This is a genomic window from Chryseobacterium shigense, assembly GCF_900156575.1.
Taxonomy (GTDB): domain Bacteria; phylum Bacteroidota; class Bacteroidia; order Flavobacteriales; family Weeksellaceae; genus Chryseobacterium; species Chryseobacterium shigense.
This window is the reverse complement of record NZ_FTNY01000002.1, coordinates 824,816-851,182: the sequence shown is the minus strand read 5'-3', so window position 1 is coordinate 851,182 and position 26,367 is coordinate 824,816. Positions and strand designations below refer to the sequence as shown.

The following is a 26,367-nucleotide window of genomic DNA, read 5'->3' as shown; positions in this document are numbered from 1 at the left end:
TTTACACGCGAATTTACAATTTTTTACCGGCTTACGGAAATGCAAAAATCCGGACTTAGGATCCGGATTTGTAATTATTTTTGCGAAATACCGATTTTAGCAGCCTTCGTTAAGGTATACTGAGATTTGTGTAATGATGCTGTTTACAAATTTAAAAGAAAGCTGCGTTCCCGCATCAAGATCTTCTAAAGTGAAATATCCTGTATCTTTAAGACGCTTTTCTCCCTTTTCATCCCATGCAGGATGTACAGTAAAACTCGGATAATTTCTATAGGCACTCATCAGGTCATCTTTGGTATTTCCTACTCCGATTCCGCTTTTTGTTTTGAATTTTTTGCTTGTGGTTGTCAATCCCATAATACTGACCTCCTTAGGTTTTGCTTCGCTGATATAGTTCTCGTAGAGATCAATAAGGATTAATTCTCCATTATATTTTACGTTGTTCTTGATCTGTCCGTCTGTCATTTTCAATGAGATACCTGCTGTCTTTTCAGCTTCTGCCTTTTCCATAAAGACTTTGTAAGGACCCATTCTTAAAGTGGAAATCTCAAAATCCTGAGCATGTATACAACAGAATGTCAGCAGGAACAGGATCAGTGAAGTAATTTTTTTCATGATTGATGATGTTTTTTTGATAATGAGCAAAGCGACACTGATTTTATTTTTTGCCTAATGTTGTATTAATAGCTTTCTTAATCATCGGTTCCATAATGGTATAGCCGGATAGAGTAGGATGGATACCGTCTTTTGAAAGGCCTTCACGCATCCCTCCTTTTTCATCTCGCATGGCTGCATTGTAATCGATGAAAGGAAGTTTATTCTTTTGTGCGTACTGTTTTAGCCTGCTGTTCAGGGCATCCACTTTCTGCGCCACATCAGTTATTTCCTTACGCCAGGGAAATGCAGCTGCAGGAAGCACAGAAGCTATCATTACTTTGATTCCGTTGCTTTGGGCAATGTCAGCCATGGCCTTGATATTGTTAAACGTAAAATCCTGATCATAGATTCCCGTGTTTTGGGCAATATCGTTAGTCCCGGCATTAACGACGACCAATCTTGGTTTTAAAGCTACGACATCATTTTGAAACCTTAGCAGCATTTGTGAAGAGGTTTGTCCGCTGATGCCTCTTCCGGTATAATTGTTCTCAGAAAAAAACTCCGGATGGCTTTTTACCCAACCTTCGGTAATAGAATTACCCATAAAGACCACATCCACTTTTTTCCTGTCATTGACAATGACCGTATTGTCATCTTTATACTTCGCAAGATTCGCAAAATCAACCGCACTTTGTGCGCTTACCAGTTCGCCTGCCAGCAAGCCTCTGTTGAAAATAGAAATGATCATCAGGGGCTCTTGATAAGATGATAGTATGGATCAGACTACTTTTAAATACTGTTTATTTTTGACCAGCCACAAACCGATGAACGTAAGAAGACCATTAAGAATAATCAGTTCCACCCCAATTCTGTAATCCGTATAAGTCGTAACGGACAGATTGATCAGATAAGTAATAACCGGTGCTAAAAGCGTAACGGCAAGAATGGAATATTTTCTTGAAATCTGAAATTTGGTAAAAATTCCGAAAGCAAATAGTCCTAAAAGCGGTCCATACGTATATCCCGCTATTTCCATGATCAGATAAACAATTGATTTATCATTCATCGCTTTAAAAACCATAATCAGGATGAAAAATACGACCGTGAAAGTTAAGTGAACTTTCATACGAAGGTGTTTTTTCTGTTTTTCCGTTCTGGTTTTATCTTCATTAAGGTTTAATAAATCAACACAATAAGAGCTTGTTACTGCTGTCAGCGCCCCATCCGCAGAAGGGAATAGTGCCGAAATCAATCCAATAATAAAAATAATAGAAATGAACATTGGAAAATGCCCCTGAAGGGATAAAGCTGGAAAAAGGTCATCTCCCATAATATTTTTTATATTTCCTGAAGCATCTTTGAATCCGAAAATATTGGTTATCGTTTCAGATTTTGCAAGGCCATATTCAGCCCCATTCTGCAAAGCAAAAAGATAAAGTAAACCGCCTAAAAACAAAAAGGCAAGATTAACAAAAAGAAGCGTTCCTGCAAATGTCAGCATGTTCTTTTTAGAATTCTGAAGATTATCCACAGAAATATTTTTTTGCATCATTTCCTGATCCAGTCCGGTCATTGCGATGGTAATGAAGATTCCTCCTAAAATAGTTTTAAGGAAGAAAGTTTTGGAGTTAGGATCAAAATTGATAAAATGAGTGTAGTTTTTCTGTTCCAAAATGGTGTACGCTTCGCCAAATGAAAGGTTCAGATTAGATAAAATATAAATGATACAGGCAACCAGACTGATGATCATAAATGAAGTCTGTAAAGTATCCGTAATAACAATCGTTTTCACACCACCTTCAAAAGTATATAAAAGTACCATCAGTAAAAGGACAAGAGCCATTACCCAAAAAGGAACACCCAAACCTTCAAGCAAAAATATCTGCAAAACATTCACGACCAGATATAACCTTGCCGTAGCACCGATCGCTCTGGAAATAATGAAAAATATGGAACCTATTTTATGAGCTTCTACATTAAATCTTTTGCCTAAATAAGTGTAAATAGACGTCAGATTCATCTTATAATAGAGCGGCAGCAAGATGGCAGCAACGATAAAGTAGCCTATGAAAAAGCCAATCACCATCATGTAATACTCAAAACCGCCGAAAATATATTCACTACCGGTCATCTTTCCTACCGTTCCCGGAACTGAAATAAAAGTAACCCCACTTAGGCTGGTTCCTATCATCCCGAATGCCACGAGCCACCATTTACTTTTTTTATTCCCGATAAAAAATGACTGATTATCTGAATTCCGGCTTGTGAAATAGGAAATCACCAAAAGGCCGATAAAATAGATAAATACAAATAGCAAAAGGATGGTTCCTGAATTCATACTGAATTTTTAAATTTTAGCAAATATAGTTTTTTTCTGTTCTGTTAAAAAAAAGAAAAAGCCTTTCAGAGATTAAACGCTGAAAGGCCTGTATTTTGTGAGCAAAAATCAGGATCAGTTCACTAAAACATCCTGCAGCTCTTCACTTTTCTGAAAACTTGCTTTGGCAAACGGACAGAGAGGAATAATTTTTTTATTGTTTTTCCTGGCAAAATCTACCGCTCCCAGAAGCATTTCTTTGCCTACACCTTTTCCATTGTAAGCTTCTTCCACCTCCGTATGGTCAATGATGAATCTTTCTTCTCCGGCCCAGGTATAAGTCATTACTCCTGCACGTTTTCCGTCTATGAATGCCTCAAAACTTCCGTGTTTCTCGTCGTTGTTTTGTTTTACTTCGATCATATTATGAGAATTTAGTTAGTATTTCTATATCGTTAGTTAATATTTTGTGTACAGGACAGGCATCTGCGATCGTATGCAGTCTTTTCAGCTGCTCATCATCCAGAACACCTTCAAAAGTGATCTCTCTTTGGAATACCGCTCTTTTGGTCAAAGGGTAATTTTCAAGCGTTACTTCCACATGAATGTTTTCCACATCCCATTCCTTTCTTTCGATGTACATTCGTAAAGTGGCTGCAGTACAGCTTGCCAGAGAAGTTGCCAGGATTTCCATAGGATTGAAACCTTTATTCTGGCCTCCTTTATCTATCGGTTCGTCGGTAATGATCTGGTTTTCGCCGGCCGTTACCTCAGTATAATATTTTGTTTTTCCTAAACTTGCTTTTACGGTTACCGCCATTATTGTTGTGTATTGAATTTATAACTTAATGCGCCCGAAGGGCATTGGTCAATCTGGTTTTTAAGTTCTTCCGGACTTGCATTTTCAGCTTTTATCCAGGGTCTGTCTTTAGGATGGTAGACTTTGGGAAGCATTTTTACGCAAACAGCCGAGTGGATACACTTCTGAGGCTGCCAGATGACAGTGATACTGCCGTTGGGATATTCGTGAGTTTCCATATCAATTTTCTTTTAATGATTTTTCGATTCTTCGGTCCGGAATCAGCCATATCAGAGCCACGATATAATAAAAACCTATGGCAATATAGGGATAAAAAAATGAAACCGCGATTCCCAGGACATAAAATATAATCGAGATATATTCTTTAAACCTGGAATGGATGGCTTCTTTTAACCTGGAATTGTCACCTTCACAGCGGATGATCAGGTTCTCTAAAATAGTGTAAGCTACCGCAGACATGATCAGGCAGATTCCGTAAGCGGCTACCGGATTTTTCGCAAAATGGGTCGTTCCGATCCATTCCGTAGCGATCGGCATCAGCGAAAGCCAGAACAAAAGATGAAGGTTGGCCCAGAGAATACTTCCGTTGATCTTTTTGACAGCCTGAAGCAGATGATGATGATTGTTCCAGTAGATACCTACATAAATAAAACTGAAAATATAAGCGAGAACTCTCGGGATAATAGGCTTTAAACTGGCCCAGCTGCTTCCTTCCGGAACTTTCAGCTCAAGAACCATGATGGTAATGATGATGGCTAAAACGCCATCGCTGAAAGCCTCCAGTCTTCCCTTAGTCATTGGTTTTGACCGTATTTTTAAAGTTCTCTATTTTTTCCTTAAGTTCTTTCAGCAGGTCAGGATTAATAACGCCACTTTCCATGTCAAAATTTTCATAAAACTTGGGAAGTGAGAAGGTATCCTTGATATCGGCTGCAAATTGCGGGAAAAATGTCTTGGCCGTATTCATCACATTGCCTCCGCCATAACCTCCCGGAGACGTACTCATCAGAAGCATGGGTTTATTCTGAAATACTTTGACATTAATCCTTGATGACCAGTCGAAGACATTCTTAAAGGCTGCACTGTACGATCTGTTGTGTTCTGCGAGCGAACAAATGATCACATCACATTCTTCAATTTTCTTTAAAAAATTATGAGCTTCATCAGGAAATCCCTTCTTTTCGAGATCTACTGAGAAAACGGGCATTGTGAAATCATTAAGGTCGATCAGATTGATGTCTTCGTCGTGAAAATCTTTCAGAACAAATTTCACCAGTTCCCTGTTGATGGACGTAGAAGATGTACTTCCTGCAAATGCTAATATTTTCATGGTTTGTAGTTCTTTACGGATTGTTATTTTCTATTTAAAATCGACTTGGGAAGAGGAACGTATTCGTTTTCGTCACCCGGAACCAGAGGGAATGCTTCATGATTCTGATCATTCCAGTTTACTTTCGCCTGGTCGATCATTTCTTTATCCGAATTCACAAAGTTCCAGAATATAAAACGTTCTTCATCAAAAGGTTCGCCACCAAAAAGATAAACCGTGCCGTTTTCGCTCATTTCGAATTCGCAAAGCTTAGTATCTTTGGCAATCATCAGCTGCTTAGATCCGTAAGAATTTCCATCCGTGGAAACCGTTCCGTCAAGTACATACATGGCCGCTTCGCCGTACAGATCCTTTCCGATGCTTATTTTCTTCGCTTCTTTAGTTTTGATCTCAATAAAAAATAATTTACTATGAACCGGAACCGCAGATTTTCTTCCGAATGCTTCACCGGCAATCAGTTTATACTGAATTCCATCTTCTTCCCATACCGGAATTTCATCGGCTTCAATATGATGGAAAGTAGGTTCTGTCTGTTCCAGATGTTTTGGAAGGCCTACCCAGATTTGAAATCCGTGAAGTCTTTTGTCACTGTGTCTCAAATATTCAGGAGTCCTCTCCGAATGCACCACGCCTTTTCCGGCAGTCATCCAGTTCACCGCTCCCGGTTTTATTTCAACCGCACTTCCAATGCTGTCTCTGTGAAAAATAGATCCTTCTAAAAGGTAAGTTAAGGTAGATAATCCGATATGCGGATGTGGCGGAACATCAAGATTCTGGTAATCTTTCAATTCTGACGGTCCCATATGATCAATGAAAACGAAAGGTCCGACCGCTCTTTTTTCACGGAAAGGAAGAAGTCTTCCCACCAGGAAATTTCCTATATCTGCTGCTTTTTCTTCTATGATAAGTCCGATATTTGACATAATAAAGTAGTGTTTTTGAATTCTGTTTATAAATGGATGAAATACATTGTTGAAGGGCTATAGTTTGTCGTATCCTTCAAATTTTTCATCAACAATACGTTTCCACTCCGGATGTTTCTTGATATAGGCAAAAACATAAGGGCAGAAGGGAAGGAGTTTTTTTCCGTTTTCTTCAATATAGGTTAATGTTTTTTCTACAACAGCGATCGCAGCCCCGGTTCCAGCGAGTTCAGGCTCGGCTTCGGTGTGTACCAATGCGATCTGGTCACCCATTTCGCGGTAATCGATCAATGCAAAATGTCCGTTGATTTCTATTTCAAATCTTGTTGCTGCTTTTACAAGAGGTATATTTTCAAATTCTGGTTTCATAAATTTTTAGAGGATAAAAATGTCAGCAAATCGTAAAGATGAATTGAATCTTAAATATTTACTTTTTTTTAAAGCATTTAGCCAAACCTTATAGGCTTTTAAAACCTATAAGGTTTAACTTCAGCCTTAAAATTTCAATAGAATCAATTGTTTTCATCTGTGCGTTTCACAAAACACTATTAGATAAAGTTAATAAAAAAGGAAGAATGTAAGATTAAGATAAATTTAATTCTGCTAATCTTCCAGGTAACCGAACTTTCCGGTATTAAAATCTTCAAAAGCCTGCATAATTTCTTCTCTCGAATTCATGACGAAAGGTCCGTGAGGATAAATCGGTTCATTGATTGGTTCTCCGCTGATGATCAATACTATAGAGTCTTCAAGAGCTTCAATACTGAACGTATCGCCCTCATTTTTAAATAAGACAAGGTGATCTGCTGGTGCTTTTTCCTCTCCATTCACCGTAATACTTCCTTCAATCACCAATGCAGCCGTATTAAAACGGGCCGGAAAGCTAAACTCAGCTTTGCCTCCTGCTTTCAACTTAGCATTCATCATATTCAAAGGTGTGAAAGTATCTGCCGGACCATGGTGTCCGTTGTATTCTCCTGCAATAACTTCTACAACACCGTTTTCGCCCAAATCAACACGTTCCATAGACGAATTTTCTATAGCCTGGTATTTCGGACAGCTCATTTTATCTTTAGCAGGCAGATTGACCCACAGCTGGACCATCTGAAAAATTCCGCCTTTTTTAGACCATTCGGTTTCGTGGTATTCTTTGTGAAGCACTCCTTTTGCTGCAGTCATCCACTGTACGTCTCCTTCGCCAATAACTCCGCCTCCTCCGGCGCTGTCATGATGTTCTACTTTACCCTGATAAGCTATCGTTACGGTTTCAAAGCCTCTGTGAGGATGGACGCCTACACCTCTTGGTGTTTCAGAACCGTTGAAGTGGAATTTTGAATTATAATCAAGCATAATGAACGGGTCCATTCTTTTCATGTCCAATCCCTGTACCCCTGGTATAAAATTATGAACCCTAAAACCATCCCCTACAAAATGGGCCGGTTTTGGAGATACTACGATTTCTACTCTTTTCGCTGTCATACTATTGTGAATTTTATATAACAAAAATACGGCAGCAAGAAATCAGGTACATTGATCTGTGTTAAGTTCGGTAAAAGGAGAAATAGAAGGAATACAACTGGGAATTAATCTTCCTTAGATTGCATATTCTTCCCATCTGAAATATGAAGCCTTCTGAAAACAAAACCTGAAATAATAGTTAATATTCCCACGGTAAGAAAAGTGTAACGAAAAGCATTGTGAATTTCGCCTTCAATAAAATCTGAATTTTCAAATAATTTTAAAACAATAAGCCCGAAAGCAATTCCAAATCCGATAGCCAGCTGCTGATTAACGGATATCAGTGAATTTCCGCTGCTGGTCTGGAAGTTTCTTAAATCCGCAATGGAAATGGTATTCATGGAAGTAAACTGGATTGAGTTGAAGAACCCAAGTATGGCAATGATGGGCACAAACCAGTATAAAGAAGTATAGATATCCGGAATGGCGAGAAGACAGATCAGGGTTCCGATGATGAAGGTATTCACCATTAATGTCTGCCGGTAGCCATATTTATCTAAAATTTTAATGACGGACGATTTCCCGAATATGGCAGTCAGAGCCATCGGAGCAATGATCCATCCTGAAGTTACGGCCGACTGTTTATAGGCAATCTGAATCATTAGCGGAAGCAATAAAGGAACAGAACTGATTCCGAGTCTTGTGGCCAGGTTTCCTACAATGCCCACGCGGAAAGTTCTTACCTGAAAAAGGTCTAAAGGGAAAATCGGATTTCCTCCTCTTCTTGCATGTTTGTAATAATAGTAAAGAAATAAAAAGCCAAGAATAAATACAAAAAGGACGGGACTTATATTCTGCATATCTCCGAAGAGTTCCAGTGAAATAGACAACAGAAGGGATGCAGCAGCAAAAATGAGAAATCCTTTTAAATCGAAATCAACATCCGTGGATTTGTAATCGGGCATATATTTCAGTCCCAGGATAATGCCTAAAACTCCAATCGGAATATTGATCAGGAAAATCCAGTGCCATGAAAGGTAGTCTACCATATAGCCTCCAACCAACGGCCCAAGTACAGGCCCGATCAGTGCCGGAATAATGGCGAAGTTCATCGCTTTCAGTAATTCACTTTTGTCAAAGGTTTTAATCAACGCCAGTTTTCCTACAGGGGTCATCAAACTTCCCCCGACGCCCTGAATGACCCTCGAAATTACCAGGTGGGTAAGATTCTGTGACATGGAACAGAAGAGCGAACCTAAGCTAAAAAGGATCAAAGAGAAAATAAATACTTTTTTTGTTCCAAAGCGGTCTGCCAAAAAACCGCTGGCAGGCATAAAAACCGCCAGAGTCAGAACATAGCTGATAATGGCATTCTGCATATTGAGTGGAGATTCATGAAGATCCCTGGCAATAGAGGGCAGGGAAGTGTTCAGAATCGTAGAATCCAGCATCTGCATAAAAATAGCCGTGGCCAGAATTAATGGAAGTATTTTTTTTACAGAGGTTGGTTGCGGGCTTGTTTCTGTCATTCGTTGTAGACTGGAAATCGTTAGACTTCCAGATTTATTTATGGGTAAGAAATTACTGTTTTTAAACAGTCTGAATCTTAGATGAAGAATTTAGTATAAAATTAAAAAAGTCCTGTGAATTTTCACAGGACTTTTCAATTTATTTTCTAGGTTTTTCTACTCCTTTCCATTCGTTGCCGGCTTTTCTGTACTGGCTTAAGATGAACGTTTTGAAATCTTTTGTTTTATACTCGATGTTATCAGTGTTCTGTTCGAACGGCATGATGTAATAATAATCGATATCCGTTTTGTCTGATTTGTTCCCTTTTTTCACAGTAGGGACATATTTTGAGAATTTATAGCCTGGAAGGTATTGTTTTAATCTTACGTAAAAGTCTTTGTCTTCTTTTTCGTTAGGAATGATGTCTATGATGTTTAAGTCATCTTTTTTCTTGTTGATCCATAAATAATATGTTTTTTCTTCTCCCAAATTTCTGTTTAAAGAGTTGAAGGCAAACAATTCTTTAGGAACCAGTTCTTTGATCTTTTCAGGATCTACTTTCGTATAGAACTGTCCTTTGGATGGATCTACATAGGTTTCGAGATTGTACATCAAAACCGAATTGTTTTCGAATTTCTTATTCTTAAAATACTGATTTAAAGATAATTCAGCAGTGGCTCTAAGTTCTTTTCCTCTCTCATCTAATTTTTTGGTAGGATTCTGAGGATTTACTTTTTTCACGAACTCATATAAAACAATAGGTTTTACATCTTTAAGGTGAGGATACGTTTTAAGCTGCTCTGCTTTTACCAGCCAGTAGAACTGCTGATAATAGTCATCCTTATCCTGATCTTTTACAGTCTTATAAGATAAAGCAAGCTTTTTTGAATTTAAGTATTTGCCATATTTTCCCTGTCCAAAAGCAAAACTGATGGATAGTAAGGCAAATAAAACAGTAAGATTTCTTCTCATTTTTTTATAATTGATATTTTCGTTGTCCAAATATAATTATTTCTTGGATATTATTTTTGATTGTCAGTTAAATTATATTATATTATTAACGTTTATTCAAAAGAAAATCCTGTATTGCTACAGGATTGATAAAATTTTTAACATTCCAAGCTCGACATTAGAAGTCAGATGCAGAAAGTTAGAGATCAGGCTAGACGAATTGCTATTTGAAACCGATGTCTAAAAAAGATACCTTTCAAATACTACAACACTAATCCCGAATCTGATGATTCATAACTGGTGTCATGCACTTTCACTGCTCTTCCGCTTGGATCATTCATTTTTTTGAAAGCTTCATCCCATTCCAGAGCGATAGGGGTGGAGCACGCTACTGAAGGTACTGAAGGCACTGTTGCGGCGGCCGTTTCACTTGGGAAATGGGTTTCGAAAATAGTTCTGTAACGGTATTCTTCTTTATTCTGAGGGGTATTCAGCGGGAATCTGAATCTTGCATTGGTCATCATTTCATCAGTGACTTCTTTTTCGGCAACCTCTTTTAAGGTATCGATCCATGAATATCCCACACCATCTGAAAACTGTTCCTTCTGTCTCCAGACAATAGATTCCGGAAGAACATCTTCAAACGCTTTTCTTAAGACCCATTTTTCAATTTTTCCTTCTGCAACGTTGATCATTTTGTCCTTTGGATTAACGTTCATGGCAATGTCCATGAATTCTTTATCAAGGAAAGGAACCCTTCCTTCAATTCCCCAGCTCATCAATGCTTTGTTGGCTCTTAAGCAATCATATAAATGAAGCTTACCTAGTTTTCTTACCGTCTCATCATGGAATTCTTTCGCATTAGGAGCTTTGTGGAAATATAAGTATCCTCCGAACAGTTCGTCTGAACCTTCTCCTGAAAGCACCATTTTGATGCCCATAGATTTGATGACTCTTGCCAAAAGATACATCGGGGTAGAAGCTCTAATGGTGGTTACATCGTAAGTTTCCAGGTGATAGATCACGTCACGCACTGCATCCAGTCCCTCCTGAACGGTGAAATTTACTTCATGGTGTACAGATCCGATATGGTCAGCTGCTTTTCTCGCTGCTGCCAGGTCAGGAGATCCTACCAGTCCTACAGCAAAACTGTGAAGTCTCGGATACCAGGCTTCCTGGGTATCTCCACTTTCCACTCTTTGTCTTGCAAATTTTGCCGTAACCGCTGAAATTACAGATGAATCCAACCCTCCGGAAAGAAGAACGCCATAAGGAACGTCGCTCATCAGCTGTCTGTGAACTGCGTCTTCAAGGCCTTTTCTTATTTTAGAAATATTGGTTTCATTATCTTTTACGTTGTCGAAACTTTCCCAGTCTCTTTGATACCACTGCTGAAGCTCAGAACCGTCAGGGCTGTATAAAAGATGTCCCGGAAGGAAGGTTTCAATGGTTTTACAAATTCCCTCCAGTGCCTTTAATTCAGAAGCCACATAGAAGTTTCCGTTTTTATCCCATCCCTGATAAAGAGGGCAGATACCCATATGGTCACGGGCGATCAGATAGATTCCTTTTTCTATATCGTAAAGAGCAAATGCGAAAATTCCGTTAAGCTTTTCAAGAAAGTCTTTGCCATATTTTCTATACAGGGCCAGAATCACTTCACAATCCGACTGAGTCTGAAATTCAAAATCGGGAAACTCTTCTTTTAATTCTCTATGGTTATAAATTTCTCCATTTACCGCCAAAACTACTTTTTCGTCTTTGGTAAATAAAGGCTGTTTTCCTGAAGTAGGATCTACAATTGCCAGTCTCTCGTGAGAGAACACGACTTTGTCATCCTGAAATACACCGCTCCAGTCCGGGCCTCGGTGACGGATTTTTTTTGACATTTCTAAAACCTGAGGTCTTAATATTTCGGTCTTTTGTTTGGCGTCAAACAAACATACTATTCCACACATATTGTTACTTATTTGAAACAAAATTAGCTTTGATGTTTAAAAATAACAATAAAAAATAAATAAAAGTTAATATTTTTAACTTAATAATTTATTTTAAAGAATATTATTAACTATTTGAGTCAATAATCACGTATTTAATTAATTTTTTTCGCCGGGCGATTAATGCTCTTATCATTCTATACAAAATTAAAATGAAATAATTAATAATATATGGTAATTTATTATATGAATTTTAGCCCTTACTTTGTCGCTCGAAATAATTTTTTTTCATCATTTGTGTTTTTACCTTCTTGCAATTCTCTTTGCAAGAAGGTTTTGTTTTATTGGGACCCAAGCAAGACTCCGGAGACATTCCAGGAACTGAAACTTGTGCCTTCTGAGGCTCCCTGAGGGATCTTCACCTGTAGGGTATGCTTTCCTGCTTTCAGATCTCCAAGGGGAATGAAATTAGGATTGGTAACGGTCCCCGGACACCAGTTGGATCTGCTGAGGTCTGAGGAAGAAAGTCCGTCCGGAAAGTTACCCGATGCAGGGTTGTACAATCGATAAGAACCACAGTCTGACCTCCACGGAATAAAAGAAAATGCCATTTTTCCGTCTAACAGTATAGAATTGGCTTTAGGAACAAATTCATCGCCGTTTTCCCAGCCTCCATGGCCTGTGGTAATATATCTGAGCTGAGCATTCTTCAGATCTTTTGTTAAGGTAAATTCTACAAAAAGACCTTTATCCTTATCGAACATCGTTGAATAATCCTGACCGGCCATTTCCATAATGTTTAAGGTATTGAAAAGGGGAATGGCCGTATTGTTTTTGTACACCGTCTGATCACTTTTATGGATCGTGATCTCAAGGCTTACCTTATGACCACCTTTATCGTAATTCCCGATGAAAGCTCCTACCCAGAGTTCTTTTTCGGAAAGAGAAGGTTTAAGTTCCGTAATATCCTGACGGTAGGGGCTAACAGTCTGCCAGTCTTTTCCTTTTAATTGGATATGATTGAATTTCTGAATTCCGAAAGCGGTAAAAAAACGCATCATTTCTACAGCAGGACTGTAATTTTCAGTTGTTGTTACCCCATAATACTGTTTTCCGTTTCCATTCTCATAAGCAGGAAGTTTTTTAGCCCCTTTCTCCAGTCCGTCAAAAAAAGAAGAAGCCTTATCCTGAGGAATAAAAAATACGGTTCCGGTTCTATCGTAGGCATCACCGTTGGATTGTTGCTTAACTTCAACAAAAATATTTTCACCTTCTTTGATCGCAGGGAATTTTATTTTTTTTAGGATAATGGTTCCGTTAGCATATTTTTTAACATTTTCAGTCGATTTTGATTCATCAGAAAAATTGATTGTTTCATTTTCAAAAACCTTCAATGTGGTAAAACGGCTTTTCCAAAGAAGATCCTTATATCCTAAAAGATCGGTAGATTGTATTGAACCTTTTAAGATAGAATCAATATCTGTTTTTTTAATTTTTTTGATTGAGGTGGCAGTGATCAGTGAATTTTTATTTCTTTCAATCTCTAAAACAAAACCTAAATTTTGCCCTAACACAGAGGGGCCACCATTGATCTTTAAATCATTGGTGTACCAAACTTCTATCGTATTGGAGTTTATTTTTGTCACTGCTTTTTTACAGGTGTATCCTAGGATTTTTTTCGTTTCACTGGTTAATTCAAAAGATTGTTTTCCGATGGATTCTGCATCTGAAGAAGAGATAATTTCTCCCGGTTTCAGGAAAGCATAGGAAACAACTGTATTGAAAGGTTTCTCGACCTTGGTAATTTCATATGGATAATCACTTTTCTGCTCCCGGATCGTATTATTCAGAATAAAATTCTCTTTTGCATCTGCCCAGACAAGAGTAGGGGATTGCTCTGTAAGAACTTTTCCATTGTAAGAGCTGGTGTATCGGATCTCATAGGTCTGCGCATACGCAAGACAGCAGAAGAATAATGCAAAGAAGTTGAATAGGTTTTTTATATACATAGGGACAGGTTTTCTGCAAAGATACTATCTATGATCAGTTTTAAGAGCTTTAAAAACGGTTACTGTACGATGAGTAGGGATTAGTGTCTGAGATGTTACAGACGACTCTATACTATTTTCAAAAACTTATAGGTTATGGAAGTTTTCAACAAAAAAAAGCTGCCCTGAAATAGAGCAGCTGTATGTTTTTATATCGATGTTGTATTAAGAAACTCTTTCAATCAACGCCATATAGAATCCATCGTAACCCTGACTAGGCATTACTTTGTCATCTTTGACCATTTTGTATCCCGGGTTGCTTTTCAAAAATTCTTCTACCTGTAAATTATTTTCAGAGGGTAAGATCGAACATGTCGCATAGACCATTTTTCCACCTACTTTAAGCATTTTTGAATAATCCTGAAGGATTTGCTGCTGCTCTTTTTTGATTCTGTCGATAAAGTCCTGATCAATTTTCCACTTACTGTCCGGGTTTCTTTTTAAGACACCAAGTCCTGAACATGGGGCATCAATCAGAAGTCTGTCTACTTTATCATGAAGACGTTTGATCACTTTGTTATCAGAAATCATACGGGTTTCGATATTGTGTGCTCCTGCTCTCTTGGCACGACGCTTCAGTTCAGCCAGTTTCCATTCGAAAATATCTAAAGCTACGATCTGACCTTTATTTCCCATCAATGCAGCCAGGTGAAGTGTTTTTCCTCCTGCACCCGCACACGCATCTACTACTCTCTGTCCTTCTTTTACATCAAGGAAATATCCTATTTTCTGTGAAGAAGCATCCTGAACCTCAAATAAACCTTCCTTAAAAGCTGTCGTAAGAAAAACATTCTTCTTTTCTTCAAGCTGTACAGCATCCGGGTAATTTCTTACCGTGTAAGCTACAACACCTTCGTCAGAAAGGTCAGAAATTAGCTCTTTCGGAGTTGTTTTTAAGCTGTTTGCTCTTAGTACCGTCGGAGCCTGCTCATTTAAAGCATGCATTTCTTTTTCCCAACCCGGTCCTAATTCTTTTTCTAAAGTTTCAGCCAGCCATTCAGGAATAGAATGCTCGATAGCTTTTGTAGGAACGGTATTCTTTTTAAGCTTGGTAAGAATATCAGCGATCTTGATTCCGTCGAATTCCTCAAACTTTTTATAATTGGTCTTGCTCCAAAGCAGATAGGCCATAATCAGTTTATAGATGTTGGTAGGTTTTACCCCCTCACCCATATAGTATTCAAGACGTTTTTTCCAGCGGATAATATTATAGAAAATCTCAGAAACAACGGCTCTGTCCTGGCTTCCCCATTTTCTGTGGGCTTTTAATAGTCTTTCGATCACCTTATCGGCGTATTTATTTTTCTCGAAAAATGTTTCCTGTAAAGCATCGTGAATTCCGATCGCTAAGTTTCTGTGAATAAGTTCCATAAATTTGCTTCGCTGTTTGAATCTGCAAAAGTACGAATTATAGTTGAGAGTTGAGGATTGGGTTGAGGAGTTTGAGCGTTGATGGTTTTTTGGGGGTTGGGTTTTAGAGTAAGAGAGTTATAAATTATGAGTTATGAGTTATGAGTTATGAGTTTTGGAGGCGTGTTTCGGGGTTCTGGAACAAGAAACTCTTCGGAACGGTGAATACATATCCCGAAATTTGTGGGAAATCTGATGTCTACAATCTGGCATCCATCATTCATTCTTCACTTGCAAAGCAAAATTCCCCATTGACATTTTCAAATATTAATCTAAGTCTGCTATCTGAAGTCTGAAATATAAAGCCAACAATTTCCCTTTATCCCAAAAATCTTACCTTTGCAAAAATCAAAAATATGAGTGATACTGTACTTTGCCCGAAATGCAGCTCTGAGTTTACCTATCCAACAGATAATATGATGACCTGTTCACAGTGTTTTTATGAATGGAGTCCTGAAGAGACGGCTGCTGAAACAGCTGGTGAAGGGAAAATTTTGGATTCGAACGGGAATGAGCTTCAGGACGGAGATTCTGTAGTAGTAATTAAAGATCTTCCTGTAAAAGGAGCTCCCAAACCTGTGAAAGCGGGGACTAAAGTGAAAAATATCCGTTTAAGACCCGATAGCGATCATAATATCGACTGTAAAATTGATGGTTTTGGTTCTATGGCTTTGAAATCTGAGTTTGTAAAGAAAGCGTAGGCTTATTGCGAAAAATAAAGAAAGGAAAAGATTGGACAGTGTAATCTTTCAAAGACTTAATTGCAGGGATGTGCTAATGTCCGTCTTAGGGCAGAAAGAGAATTAACCAAAAATTTCCTTATGCTGTGGAAGTACAAATGTAAGAAAAAGTTTTAAACGGCTTCTTATATTTGTACTTTTTTTTACCCGGATATTGGTAATAAGTATAAGTGAATGTAGGAGTTACGGATTTTAGATTCTAAGTCTTACTCAATGGCAAAGGGGTTCTCAGGAGATCGATATATCTTCTTTTCTGAGATGTTAAACCAACGAAATTTTAATATTCCCTTCCACCTTTTCGTCTGTATAAAGGATAAGTTCTTTATTGTATGCTTTGATCTTGTTCCAGTAATGGTTGCCTGCAAATCTGCTTTCAAGAAGTTCGGCATCAATACCATTGTCGGAAATTTTTATTTCTTTAGGATAATATGAAAATTTAGACAGTTGAAATGCAGTCTTTTCTTCTTCACTGAAAATATTAACTTCTCCAAAAAGTTTCGCTACATAAGAATTATAAGGATGCTTGTAAGTTTCTTCCGGACTGTCATTCTGAATCAGTCTTCCGTCTTTTAAAATAACAATCTGATCCAGCCAGGGCATAATATCCTGAAGTTCATGGGTTGAAATAATCAGGGAAATCTGATGTTGTTTCACATACCTGAAAAGTCTTTCCCGAAGTTCTATTTTTCTTGGAAAATCCAGATTACTGAAAGGTTCATCTAAAATGAGAAGTTTGGGTAATACAGAAAGGGCTCTGGCGATGGCCACTCTTTGCTGTTGTCCTCCACTCAAATATTTAGGAAGGGTGTGAGCGAATTCCTGAAGTCCTACCACTTCCAGAAGTTCCATGACCGTTTCTTTTTTTTTGGCTAGATGGATATTAGAAATGAATTTTCCTACATTTTCAGCCACCGTTGCATACGGCATGAGGTCAAAATTCTGAGCTACCAATTTCATTTCAGCTTCTCCGGGAACAAGATTTCCTTTGGGTCCCAAAAGCTTCGTTCCGTTAAAAACGATTTCACCACTTTCCCAGTCGAGAAGTCCATAGATAAGGTTCAGCATGGTAGATTTTCCACATCCGCTTTCTCCCGCCAGTGCAATGATTCTGCCTTCTTCAAAACCCAGATTAAGGTTCTGAAACAGGGGATTATCTTTGTTGTGGGAAAAATATAAATTGTTTATTTCTAAAAGCATAATACAAATGTAAGGTTTTTATGAAAAAATAAAATTTTTTATTATATTAGCAGAAGTAATAAAAATATATCAAAAATGAGAAAAAAACTGTTTTCTTTAGCTATTCCTGCTTTATTGGTGGCAGCGGTAATGGTTTCTTGTAAAAAAGACAAACCTGTTACCAGCGAAAGCAATGAAGTAGCGACTACAAAAGACGGGAACCAGTATACACTGGATACACTGAACAGTAAAGTGGAGTGGAAAGGATATAAAGTATTCAAGTCTGAAAGCACAAGCCATTTCGGAACCATTAAGTTTGAAAGTGGTGACGTGACGGTAAAAGAAGGAAAACTTGAAAGCGGAAAATTTGTTGCTGATATGGGTTCTCTAACGTCTGAAGATTTAAAGAATGATGCTGAGCAGTTAGGTAAATTAAACGGTCATCTTAAAAGTGGTGATTTCTTTGAAGTGGAAAAATTTCCTACGGCATCTTTTGAAATTACAAAAGTGACCCCGGCTACAGAAGGTGATTATAATACCCTTCTTGATGGTAATTTAACGATCAAAGGCATTTCAAAACCGGTTCAGTTTAAGGCTAATGTTTCTGTAAAAGATGGAGTAGTAAGTGTCGCTACTGAGCCAAAGGATATTAAGAGAGAAGAGTTTGGTGTAAAATTCCAGGCTCCTGCTGCCAACGGGGTGATCAAGGATGAGGTGACTCTTCAGATCAACGTTAAAGCTTTAGAAAAGAAATAATTTTTTTATTTAAGTGAAATAAGTGATTGAAGTCTGCCTCCCATAAAGGGGCAGATTTTTTTATCACAGATTCATTATTAAACTTAAAAAACGTATTTTTGCAAAACATTTTGAAAGGGTAAAACAATGATAGAAAAGATAGAAGAACTACTTACCGAAGTAAACAGCTTCAATGCTACGTCTAAAGAGGAAATTGAAAACTTCCGAATTAAGTATAATGGTAAAAAAGGTGTTCTGAATGATTTTTTTGAAAAATTTAAAGAAGTACCAAACGACCAGAAAAAAGAATTCGGACAGAAGATCAATTCTTTGAAACAGGCGGTAGCAGGAAAATTGGAGAATCTTAAAGATTCTTCCCAGTCTGCTATTATCACAGAAAAAGAAGATCTTACAAGACCGGCTTTTCCTTTGGATCTTGGGTCCAGACACCCGATCAATCTGGTGAAAAATAGGATTATTGAGATTTTCAAATCAATAGGTTTCGCAGTAGCCGACGGTCCGGAGATAGAAGATGACTGGCATAACTTTACAGCTCTTAATCTTCCTGAATACCATCCGGCAAGAGATATGCAGGATACTTTCTTTATTGAACAGAACCCTGATATCCTTTTAAGAACGCATACTTCTTCTGTACAGATTCGGTATATGGAAGAAAACCAGCCGCCAATCAGAATTCTTTCTCCGGGAAGAGTATTCAGAAATGAGGCCATTTCTTCACGTTCACACTGTATATTTCATCAGATTGAAGGATTATATATTGACGAAAATGTAAGCTTTGCAGATCTTAAGCAGACGATTCAGTTCTTTACTACTGAACTTTTCGGAAAATCCAAAATCAGAATGAGACCTTCTTATTTCCCTTTTACAGAGCCTAGTGCTGAGATTGATGTTTATTGGGGATTAAATTCAGAAACCGATTACAGAATCACAAAAGGAACAGGTTGGCTTGAGATCATGGGATGTGGAATGGTAGATCCTGCCGTACTGAAAAATGTCAATATCGATGCTGAGAAATATTCAGGATATGCTTTCGGAATGGGGATTGAGAGGATTACCATGCTTCTTTACCAGATGAGCGATATCAGAATGTTCTTCGAAAATGATATCAGAACTTTAGAACAGTTTAAATCACTATAAAAATAACCTCCGGAATTTCCGGAGGTTATTGTTTTTAATTACTGACCTAAGAAACAAAACGTAATTAAAAACGATTCTATTGAAAAATTTACAACGTGTATTGTCTTATTTATAGGGACATACGACGATCATGTGAAGTCATGTTATTAGTATGCCTGCTGTTATTAATAAGACAATCCATCAGGACCATATATTACACCGGGAAATAAAAAAATGCTAACAAATTTTTGCCAGCATTTTTTTTGAAGTTAAAAAGACGGATTATCGGCTTTTTACTTAAGGTATTTTAAAGGATATTTTACATTTTTAAGATCATCGATACTCGCTTTTAATGAGCCAACAGCCAGTTCAGCCTGCAAAAGCATTGGAATATGATTGGCATCATTGGTCACCCACATTGTTACCCCTTCTTTTTCCTTGAAAACTCTTCCGCTTTTTACAGACGGGATAATCTTCAGACAGTTGATGGTTCCAAATTTGGTTTTAAGATCCTCCATCCCTGTTACTTTCAGCTGAAACGGAAACATTTCATCGTCAATCCATACATTCATATTGATCACCGTTCCTACTTTCAGTTCACTGGTACTTTTGCTTCTCAGATAATAGAAGCAGGAAAGCATATCCTGAACTCCTTTTACCGATTTAATCACCTTTGAACCGTTGGCGGGTGTTTTTTTGTCAGTTAATATCAATGTATGGTTATCGTGATTGAAAACCGTTTCAAAATGCTGGCGATAGTTCCCTTCCCTTACATTTCGAACATAAAAGCTTGGAAGACCGGTATCTGTATTGATGAAGCTTTCATATAAATCTTCTACTTTAAAGAAGGCTTTAACGGCGCCTGTAGTCTTTCCTGTTCCTTTTACATAGAGGTGAGGAGCCCCCATATAGGTGGTTTTTTTGGTTGTAAGATTGGCGGTTCCCGCATTCAGGATTCCATAGTGGATTCTGAATGTAATAGATTCACCATCAGCAATATTATCGATCTGAGCGTAGCTCAGCAGGAACGTAAATATTGCAAAAAAACTCAAAATTTTCTTCATGATATGACATTTAACAAAAACACTGCCAAATTTAAGATTCTATTGAATTGACCGGGATTTGATAAATCTCAGGTTTTTATTTAGAATCAATTAAATAGGCTTCGCATTAAAATTAGTAAATTTGCAGTTACATGTATAATTAAATTATCTTTTTATTATGATAACCACTGATATATTGATCATAGGAGCCGGACCTACCGGGCTTTTTGCTGTTTTTGAAGCAGGTTTATTAAAAATGAAGTGTCACATTATTGATGCACTTCCCCAGCCAGGAGGACAGCTAGCTGAGCTTTATCCGAAAAAACCTATTTTCGATATTCCGGGATATCCTTCTGTGAATGCAGGAGAATTAGTTGATAATTTGATGGAGCAGATCAAGCAGTTTCAGCCGGGATTCACTTTGGGAGAAACAGCCGTTTCTTATACAAAGGTAGATGATGAATGGTTTGAAGTGATCACCAACAAAGGAACTGTTCACCGATGTAAAGCGATTGCGATTGCGGGTGGACTGGGAACTTTTGAACCTAGAAAGCCTACTTTCGAAAATGTAGCTGCTTACGAGGAGAAAGGTCTTGAGTATTTCGTGAAAGAACCAGAACATTTCAGAAACAAAAAAGTAGTGATCGCCGGAGGAGGTGACTCTGCACTGGACTGGAGTGTTTTCCTTTCCAATGTGGCCAGTGAAGTGACCTTGATCCACAGAAGAAACGAATTCAGAGGAGCTTTGGATTCAGTGGAAAAAGTTCAGGATCTTAAAAATCAGGGGAAAATTAAATTAATTACACCTGCTGAAGTTACCGGAATCAAAGGAGACGGGAAAGTTGAAGCCATTACAGTAGAAATTGAAGGACAGGAAGCATTCGATATTGAAACGGATTATTTCATTCCTTTATTCGGACTGACTCCAAAATTGGGCGAAATCGGAAACTGGGGATTGAATATCGAGAAAAATGCAATTGTGGTTAACAATGCACTTGATTATCAAACGAATATTGACGGGATCTATGCTATTGGAGATATCAATACGTATCCCGGAAAACTGAAGCTGATTCTTTGTGGTTTCCACGAAGCAACTTTAATGTGTCAGAGTGTTTATAACAGACTGAATCCAGGGAAGAAATTTGTACTTAAATATACAACCGTAAGCGGTGTAGACGGATTTGACGGTAGCCGTAAAGAAGCAGAAAAGGCAGTTGTGAAAAAAATTGACTAATTTTGCATTATTATGTCAGATATTAATATAAAGATCACCGATCGGGAGGGGGTAACCCATGATGTTGTAGCCCCTACAGATATGTCTATGAACCTGATGGAGATCATCCGTTCTTATGAATTGGCGGAAGAGGGAACCATTGGAGTTTGTGGAGGAATGGCGATGTGCGCCTCATGTCAGGTATATGTGATCACTGATCCGGGCCTTGAGCCGATGGGCGATGAAGAAGATGCGATGCTTGCGGAAGCTTACCATGTAAAAGAAAACAGCAGACTGGGATGCCAGCTGCATATGATGGATGCTATGGAAGGTCTTGAAGTAGCCATTGCTCCTTATCCTTAGAAAATATTTAATTTAAGTTTTAAGTTAATATATAAACCTCCTGAAGATTTTCTTCGGGAGGTTTTTTTTATATATGTTATTATAAATTCTTTTCTGTAAATTCATCGTTATCATTTTCTAAATATGATTTGTAAGAAGTCATTTTTTGTAATTTATTTTTAAAATCCGTTTGATCAATCTCAAATCCAGTATATAAAATTATTTCTAATTCTTTTTCATCAAACAATGCAGGATTAATATATAGTTGACCATCATGTTCAAAAGAATAAATGTAATGTGGGAAAATAGCACCAAAAACAGAGGTTTCGTTTTCATTGGGAAAAGGGACTCCATCAAAATATGGTATGTTATCAAAATTACATTTATGTTCTTTAGATTTCCAATTCCAAAAGTTAATAACAATTCCCTTTTTCCCGAATGAAAAATAATTAGCTTGTGAAAATTCGGATGAACTGGAAACGAAAAATGATTCCTTTTTTAAATCATTATTATCTAATTGATGAAGGATTGATGAATAATAATTTCTCATATAGGTTCGACATTTTTCGTCTAAAGACATAATATTTTGAATAAATTCATCTTGATTATTTACTGAGAAATATCTGCAAACATCTTTATTATTTTCATAAAACAAAGGAGAGATAGAATCGAAATCTAAGTTTGAAAAGATATCAAAAAGTTTTTCAAAAATTGTTTTAGATATATCATCTAGTTTTATTTCTAAATCATACTTTTCAATCTCAAAATATTTTGATTTTTCACCAAAGAAGAATAGCCTTTCACCAAATTGTTCTATTGAGTTATAATCCGTGTTTAAGTTAAATTTTTTAAATGCATAAACTTTGTCAAATCCTCTATGCAGGATTTCTATGTGACCTTGAGATGAATATTCATTTAAAATGGTTAAGAAAGTTTCATACATATTTTGATATTTTTTATTCTTAAACTTCATCCTTAGAAATCCATTTCCCTACAGTAGGTGCCTCATAATTTCTCATTTTCTCCAGAAGCTCATCAATACTACCGCTTATCAAAAGCATATCACGATTCACCAGCTTTAAAAAGCCTTTATCCACCATGGTCTGCACCAGTCTTATTAAATCATCATAAAACCCATTAATATTCAAAATCCCGATAGGTTTTGTATGAAGTCCAAGCTGCGCCCAGGTGATCATTTCAAAAAACTCTTCAAGGGTTCCATAGCCCCCGGGAAGAACAATTACGCCATCGCAGAAATCATTCATCTTTGTTTTTCTTTCGTGCATCGTTTCTACGATGATAAGCTCGGTAAGGTTTTTATGGGCAATTTCTTTGGATTGCAGGAAGTGGGGGAGAACGCCTATGGCCTTTCCTCCTTCGCTCAAGGTTCCGTCTGCCACAGCTCCCATCAAACCGACATCTGCCCCGCCGTAGATCAGTTGTATGTGTTGTTGGGCTAGCGTCTGTCCAAGCAGGAAAGCCTGGTCTTTAAAAATATCATCTGTACCGAAACTTGATCCGCAGAATACTGTTATACTTTTCATTATTTTAAATATTGTTACATCATTTTCAAACCATTAAGATCAATGAAGTGATTAAGAAAAGTAAAATATCAAAGATATTTTTAAGCCTAAAGCCTGTGCATTCTTAAATCATCTTAACGACTTAGTAAAAACCTTAATGGTTCAAATTAAAAATATCCAAAATCATACGACTTTGGATATTCAATATAGCAATTTTATCTTTTTATTTTAAAGGAATATTCGCTAAAATATCCTTAGTGAAACTCCAGAATTTCTGAGCAGAAGGAATATTCGCTTTCTCATCCGGAGAGTGTGCTCCTCTGATCGTAGGTCCTAAGCTTACCATTTCCATTGCCGGATAATTGGCTCCGATGATCCCACATTCCAGTCCTGCATGACAAGCAACGACATGAGGTTTTTCGCCAAACTTTTCGGTGTAGATTTTCTCCATCAGCTGTACGATTTCAGAACCCGGTTTTGGTTTCCATCCAGGATAAGAACCACTGAACTCAACATTCATTCCTGCTAATTCCGACACAGATTTCAACTGCTCTGCCACAGAATATTTAGAGGAGTCAACAGATGATCTGGTAAGGTTCAAAATTTTAAGAGCTCCCTCTTTTAATTCTACTCTTGCCACATTGTTGGATGCTTCTACAAGATCTTTAACATCCGGACTCATTCTGTACACGCCATTGTGAAGAGATTTTAAAGTAAGAATGATCTTTTTTGAATCTTCTTCTGAAATAGCCTGGTCGGAAGTCGTGGAGTTTTCAATATGGATATGCAGACCCGGTTCTACGGTCGCCAATTCTTCTAAGATATCTTTTTTAAGAGCAGTTGCCGCTTCGATAAATTCCTGAGCATTTCTCACAGAAATCAACGCTGAACCTTCTCTTGGAATAGCATTTCTCAATCCACCTCCGTCAACAGAGATCAATTGGATGTTCTGCTTTTCCAAACCGCTGTAAAGAAGTCTTCCCAAAATAATATTGGAGTTTCCGAAACCTTTGTGGATATCCATTCCTGAATGTCCTCCCTGAAGTCCTTTCACTTCAATTCTCACGGTTTGTCCTTTAGCTGCTTCTGTTGCGTAATTTTGCGTAATCGTCACATCTACACCCCCTGCACAGCCGATATCAATCTCGTCATCTTCTTCTGTATCCAGGTTTAATAAAATTTCTCCTGTCAACTGCCCTGGTTTTAAACCTAAAGCACCCGTCATTCCTGTTTCTTCATCGATCGTAAAAAGGGCTTCAAGAGCTGGATGAGGAATATCTGAACTTTCAAGAATAGACATAATGGTTGCCACTCCTAAACCGTTATCAGCTCCCAGAGTAGTTCCTTTTGCTTTTACCCAGTCTCCGTCCACTTCCATTTTGATGCCTTCTGTATCGAAATCAAAGCTGACATCGTTGTTCTTCTGGCATACCATATCAAGATGCGACTGAAGGACAATAGATTTGCGGTTTTCCATCCCTGCAGTAGCCGGTTTTCTGATAATAACATTTCCTACTTCATCTACAGTAGTCTCCAATCCTAAGTTTTCACCAAACTCTTTGATGAAAGCAATGACTCTTTCTTCTTTTTTAGACGGTCTTGGAACTGCATTTAATTTGGAGAAATTTTTCCAGATAATCTGCGGTTCTATATTAGATAATTCCATGAACTTTTATTTTTATCAAAATTACAAAATAAAAAATGCTTCCGTGAATCTGGAAGCATTTTTTATAGGTCGTATCAGGACAAAAAGGCAAAATTACCCCTTTGTTTTTCTAACATCCGCATTCACCATAAATAGGCATTGTTTCTACAGTACCATCCGGTTTTTCAATCGTGAGTGTACCTTCGAATAACAAAGCTTCTTCGTGCTTTATTTTTTTACCTTTTATGGAGATTTTGTAATTGTCGGTTTCAATCTCTTTGGTGAGTTCTTCATCTACCTCCATATCGCTTGATGAAATCAGATTCATGGCCAGTCTTTTGCCATCGAGTTTCATATAGGCGGTTTTTCCGGCATCGTCAGCATAGATGTATTTCTCTGCCTCAAAATCAGCCTTATTTCTTGCGAAATAGCACGAGCATTCTTTGATTTCTTTTGGAAAAGGGATGATGTCTACCAGTACCTTTCCCGTTGTTGTTTCTGTTTTTGCAGAATCTTTGACAAGATTTAAAGAATCCGCAGAAGCGGAACTTTGAACGGTTTCTTTATCTTTTTTACAGGCGGTCAAAAGAAGCGCTGAAAAGAAAATGATTAGATATTTCATTGTCTGCTTTTTTATTATTTTAGCCTCTTGCTCTTTCCAGAAGAACCATCATCAATAATGATAAGACGACCAAACTTTCGTCTTCGTCATTAATATCGATCATTCTGTCAAGCTGGAATCTTCTTCCGAAGAATGAAGGCATTTTTTTCATTTTAAAATAGGCTTTTCCGTCAGTTCCTGTCACGGTGTATGAAGGATTAAGGAAATAACCTGTAAACATTCCGATCAAAGGAATTTCTCCTACAAAACCATCCCAGAATCTTACCCATGCACTGTCTTCCTGAATTTTAAATTTCGGCTGGTCATTGGAATCAAGGATATCATAGCTTGCTTTCCAGATAGAGCGCATACCTTTTCTGGCTAGTCTTCCGTAGTTTTTGTTGTCGACAAGATCATTTAAAGAATAAGAAGCATTGAAATCAATCCATTGATTGGCTTTGATTCTGAAGAGCTCTTTAGATTTACTTTCGTCATTGAAAACAATTACATCTTCCTTTAGTTTGAACATTTTTTGACGCACATACGCTACATAGCTTCCGTTTTTGTCAGTAATATTGAAATCACTTGCTAACGTAGAGATTTTGAATTTGAAATCTAGAGGATAGTTTAGATTTTTAAGTACCATTTAGTTTATTTTTTTCATATTAGAACCCCAAAGATAGAGGTTTTTTTAGAATGATGGGGTGGATCAGAAATTAGACATCAGATATGAGACACGAGACTTTAGACTGAGGCTTGTATTTGGGTTGGAAAAAAGGAAATGGTAAATTTTGCTCTGCAAGGGAAAGGTGAATGAGAAATTTAAGAGCCAAGAACCAAGAGTTTAGATGCCAGACATAAGATTACAGACATTACCGCTGATGGTTTCGGGAGCCTCAGTCGTCAGATATT

The 26,367-nt window shown here is 37.6% G+C and carries 28 protein-coding genes; 5 read left to right on the top strand and 23 right to left on the bottom strand.

All coding sequences use genetic code 11. From position 1 onward, the window contains the following. Positions 1–96: 96 nt before the first annotated feature. The 16 genes from BW964_RS09310 to BW964_RS09235 form a co-directional block, all read right to left on the bottom strand. Complete coding sequence (locus BW964_RS09310; RefSeq protein ID WP_076506612.1) at positions 97–615, bottom strand: hypothetical protein; 519 nt, start codon at positions 613–615, stop codon at positions 97–99. Positions 616–658: 43 nt separating this feature from the next. Next, positions 659–1,345 carry an SGNH/GDSL hydrolase family protein gene (locus BW964_RS09305; RefSeq protein WP_076506610.1) on the bottom strand — a complete coding sequence of 229 codons (687 nt, stop codon included), beginning with the start codon at positions 1,343–1,345 and terminating at the stop codon, positions 659–661. 30 nt (positions 1,346–1,375) lie between these two features. Then, positions 1,376–2,935: a sodium:solute symporter gene (locus tag BW964_RS09300; RefSeq protein WP_076506608.1), complete on the bottom strand. Its 1,560-nt coding sequence runs from the start codon at positions 2,933–2,935 to the stop codon at positions 1,376–1,378. 114 nt (positions 2,936–3,049) lie between these two features. Then, the gene (locus BW964_RS09295) at positions 3,050–3,337 is read right to left on the bottom strand and encodes a GNAT family N-acetyltransferase (RefSeq protein ID WP_185117116.1); all 288 of its coding nucleotides are present in this window, start codon (positions 3,335–3,337) and stop codon (positions 3,050–3,052) included. 1 nt (position 3,338) lies between these two features. Continuing rightward, on the bottom strand, positions 3,339–3,734 hold the full coding sequence (locus tag BW964_RS09290) for an OsmC family protein (protein WP_076506606.1): 396 nt from the start codon (positions 3,732–3,734) through the stop codon (positions 3,339–3,341). Beyond that, positions 3,734–3,952 (bottom strand): (4Fe-4S)-binding protein, encoded by a 219-nt coding sequence (locus BW964_RS09285; RefSeq protein ID WP_076506604.1) that lies wholly within the window; start codon positions 3,950–3,952, stop codon positions 3,734–3,736. The genes BW964_RS09290 and BW964_RS09285 overlap by 1 nt, the downstream gene beginning before the upstream one ends. Before the next feature lies 1 nt (position 3,953). Next, entirely contained in the window at positions 3,954–4,532 is a 579-nt protein-coding gene (locus tag BW964_RS09280; protein WP_076506602.1) for a TMEM175 family protein, read from the bottom strand. Further along, on the bottom strand, positions 4,525–5,064 hold the full coding sequence (locus BW964_RS09275; RefSeq protein WP_076506600.1) for an NADPH-dependent FMN reductase: 540 nt from the start codon (positions 5,062–5,064) through the stop codon (positions 4,525–4,527). The genes BW964_RS09280 and BW964_RS09275 overlap by 8 nt, the downstream gene beginning before the upstream one ends. Before the next feature lie 23 nt (positions 5,065–5,087). Beyond that, positions 5,088–5,987 carry a pirin family protein gene (locus BW964_RS09270; protein ID WP_076506598.1) on the bottom strand — a complete coding sequence of 300 codons (900 nt, stop codon included), beginning with the start codon at positions 5,985–5,987 and terminating at the stop codon, positions 5,088–5,090. A gap of 57 nt (positions 5,988–6,044) precedes the next feature. Beyond that, positions 6,045–6,356: a GNAT family N-acetyltransferase gene (locus BW964_RS09265; RefSeq protein WP_076506596.1), complete on the bottom strand. Its 312-nt coding sequence runs from the start codon at positions 6,354–6,356 to the stop codon at positions 6,045–6,047. A 234-nt stretch (positions 6,357–6,590) separates the two neighbouring features. Continuing rightward, on the bottom strand, positions 6,591–7,466 hold the full coding sequence (locus tag BW964_RS09260) for a pirin family protein (RefSeq protein ID WP_076506594.1): 876 nt from the start codon (positions 7,464–7,466) through the stop codon (positions 6,591–6,593). Between the two features lie 104 nt (positions 7,467–7,570). Beyond that, positions 7,571–8,974, bottom strand: a complete 1,404-nt coding sequence (locus BW964_RS09255) for an MFS transporter (RefSeq protein ID WP_076506592.1) — start codon at positions 8,972–8,974, stop codon at positions 7,571–7,573. A 139-nt stretch (positions 8,975–9,113) separates the two neighbouring features. After that, positions 9,114–9,926 carry a hypothetical protein gene (locus tag BW964_RS09250; RefSeq protein WP_076506590.1) on the bottom strand — a complete coding sequence of 271 codons (813 nt, stop codon included), beginning with the start codon at positions 9,924–9,926 and terminating at the stop codon, positions 9,114–9,116. 242 nt (positions 9,927–10,168) lie between these two features. After that, positions 10,169–11,863: an asparagine synthase B gene (gene asnB / locus BW964_RS09245; RefSeq protein WP_076506588.1), complete on the bottom strand. Its 1,695-nt coding sequence runs from the start codon at positions 11,861–11,863 to the stop codon at positions 10,169–10,171. 320 nt (positions 11,864–12,183) lie between these two features. Further along, positions 12,184–13,851 carry a GLPGLI family protein gene (locus tag BW964_RS09240; protein ID WP_076506586.1) on the bottom strand — a complete coding sequence of 556 codons (1,668 nt, stop codon included), beginning with the start codon at positions 13,849–13,851 and terminating at the stop codon, positions 12,184–12,186. A 204-nt stretch (positions 13,852–14,055) separates the two neighbouring features. Beyond that, the gene (locus BW964_RS09235) at positions 14,056–15,261 is read right to left on the bottom strand and encodes an RsmB/NOP family class I SAM-dependent RNA methyltransferase (RefSeq protein WP_076506584.1); all 1,206 of its coding nucleotides are present in this window, start codon (positions 15,259–15,261) and stop codon (positions 14,056–14,058) included. 395 nt (positions 15,262–15,656) lie between these two features. Between BW964_RS09235 and BW964_RS09230 the strand changes: the two genes are divergently transcribed. Continuing rightward, a complete protein-coding gene (locus tag BW964_RS09230; protein ID WP_076506582.1) occupies positions 15,657–16,001 on the top strand; it encodes a zinc ribbon domain-containing protein YjdM in 345 nt (114 codons plus the stop codon). Positions 16,002–16,301: 300 nt separating this feature from the next. On the opposite strand, the gene BW964_RS09225 is transcribed toward BW964_RS09230, so the two are convergent. Then, positions 16,302–17,237, bottom strand: coding sequence for a sulfate/molybdate ABC transporter ATP-binding protein (locus BW964_RS09225; RefSeq protein WP_076506580.1), 936 nt, complete (start codon positions 17,235–17,237; stop codon positions 16,302–16,304). A 75-nt stretch (positions 17,238–17,312) separates the two neighbouring features. Here BW964_RS09225 and BW964_RS09220 point away from each other — a divergent pair, with 75 nt between their 5' ends. Then, a complete protein-coding gene (locus tag BW964_RS09220) occupies positions 17,313–17,972 on the top strand; it encodes a YceI family protein (protein ID WP_076506578.1) in 660 nt (219 codons plus the stop codon). Between the two features lie 126 nt (positions 17,973–18,098). Next, positions 18,099–19,109 carry a phenylalanine--tRNA ligase subunit alpha gene (gene pheS / locus BW964_RS09215; RefSeq protein ID WP_073333455.1) on the top strand — a complete coding sequence of 337 codons (1,011 nt, stop codon included), beginning with the start codon at positions 18,099–18,101 and terminating at the stop codon, positions 19,107–19,109. Positions 19,110–19,381: 272 nt separating this feature from the next. On the opposite strand, the gene BW964_RS09210 is transcribed toward pheS, so the two are convergent. Next, the gene (locus BW964_RS09210; RefSeq protein ID WP_076506576.1) at positions 19,382–20,152 is read right to left on the bottom strand and encodes a DUF3108 domain-containing protein; all 771 of its coding nucleotides are present in this window, start codon (positions 20,150–20,152) and stop codon (positions 19,382–19,384) included. Positions 20,153–20,309: 157 nt separating this feature from the next. On the opposite strand from BW964_RS09210, the gene BW964_RS09205 reads away from it, so the two are divergent. Together BW964_RS09205 and BW964_RS09200 are read left to right on the top strand one after the other, a co-directional pair. Continuing rightward, positions 20,310–21,365 (top strand): NAD(P)/FAD-dependent oxidoreductase, encoded by a 1,056-nt coding sequence (locus tag BW964_RS09205; RefSeq protein WP_073333460.1) that lies wholly within the window; start codon positions 20,310–20,312, stop codon positions 21,363–21,365. Positions 21,366–21,377: 12 nt separating this feature from the next. Next, entirely contained in the window at positions 21,378–21,707 is a 330-nt protein-coding gene (locus BW964_RS09200; RefSeq protein WP_076506574.1) for a 2Fe-2S iron-sulfur cluster-binding family protein, read from the top strand. A gap of 79 nt (positions 21,708–21,786) precedes the next feature. On the opposite strand, the gene BW964_RS09195 is transcribed toward BW964_RS09200, so the two are convergent. The 5 genes from BW964_RS09195 to BW964_RS09175 all read right to left on the bottom strand — a co-directional run bounded on the left by BW964_RS09195 (position 21,787) and on the right by BW964_RS09175 (position 26,101). Beyond that, the gene (locus BW964_RS09195; RefSeq protein WP_076506572.1) at positions 21,787–22,659 is read right to left on the bottom strand and encodes a hypothetical protein; all 873 of its coding nucleotides are present in this window, start codon (positions 22,657–22,659) and stop codon (positions 21,787–21,789) included. Next, positions 22,649–23,230, bottom strand: a complete 582-nt coding sequence (locus BW964_RS09190; RefSeq protein WP_084175742.1) for an LOG family protein — start codon at positions 23,228–23,230, stop codon at positions 22,649–22,651. The genes BW964_RS09195 and BW964_RS09190 overlap by 11 nt, the downstream gene beginning before the upstream one ends. Positions 23,231–23,432: 202 nt before the next feature. Then, positions 23,433–24,875 carry an aminoacyl-histidine dipeptidase gene (locus tag BW964_RS09185; protein ID WP_076506568.1) on the bottom strand — a complete coding sequence of 481 codons (1,443 nt, stop codon included), beginning with the start codon at positions 24,873–24,875 and terminating at the stop codon, positions 23,433–23,435. Positions 24,876–24,984: 109 nt separating this feature from the next. Further along, positions 24,985–25,476 (bottom strand): hypothetical protein, encoded by a 492-nt coding sequence (locus BW964_RS09180; protein WP_076506566.1) that lies wholly within the window; start codon positions 25,474–25,476, stop codon positions 24,985–24,987. A gap of 19 nt (positions 25,477–25,495) precedes the next feature. Next, positions 25,496–26,101: an LURP-one-related family protein gene (locus BW964_RS09175; RefSeq protein WP_076506564.1), complete on the bottom strand. Its 606-nt coding sequence runs from the start codon at positions 26,099–26,101 to the stop codon at positions 25,496–25,498. Between the last annotated feature and the right edge of the window lie 266 nt (positions 26,102–26,367).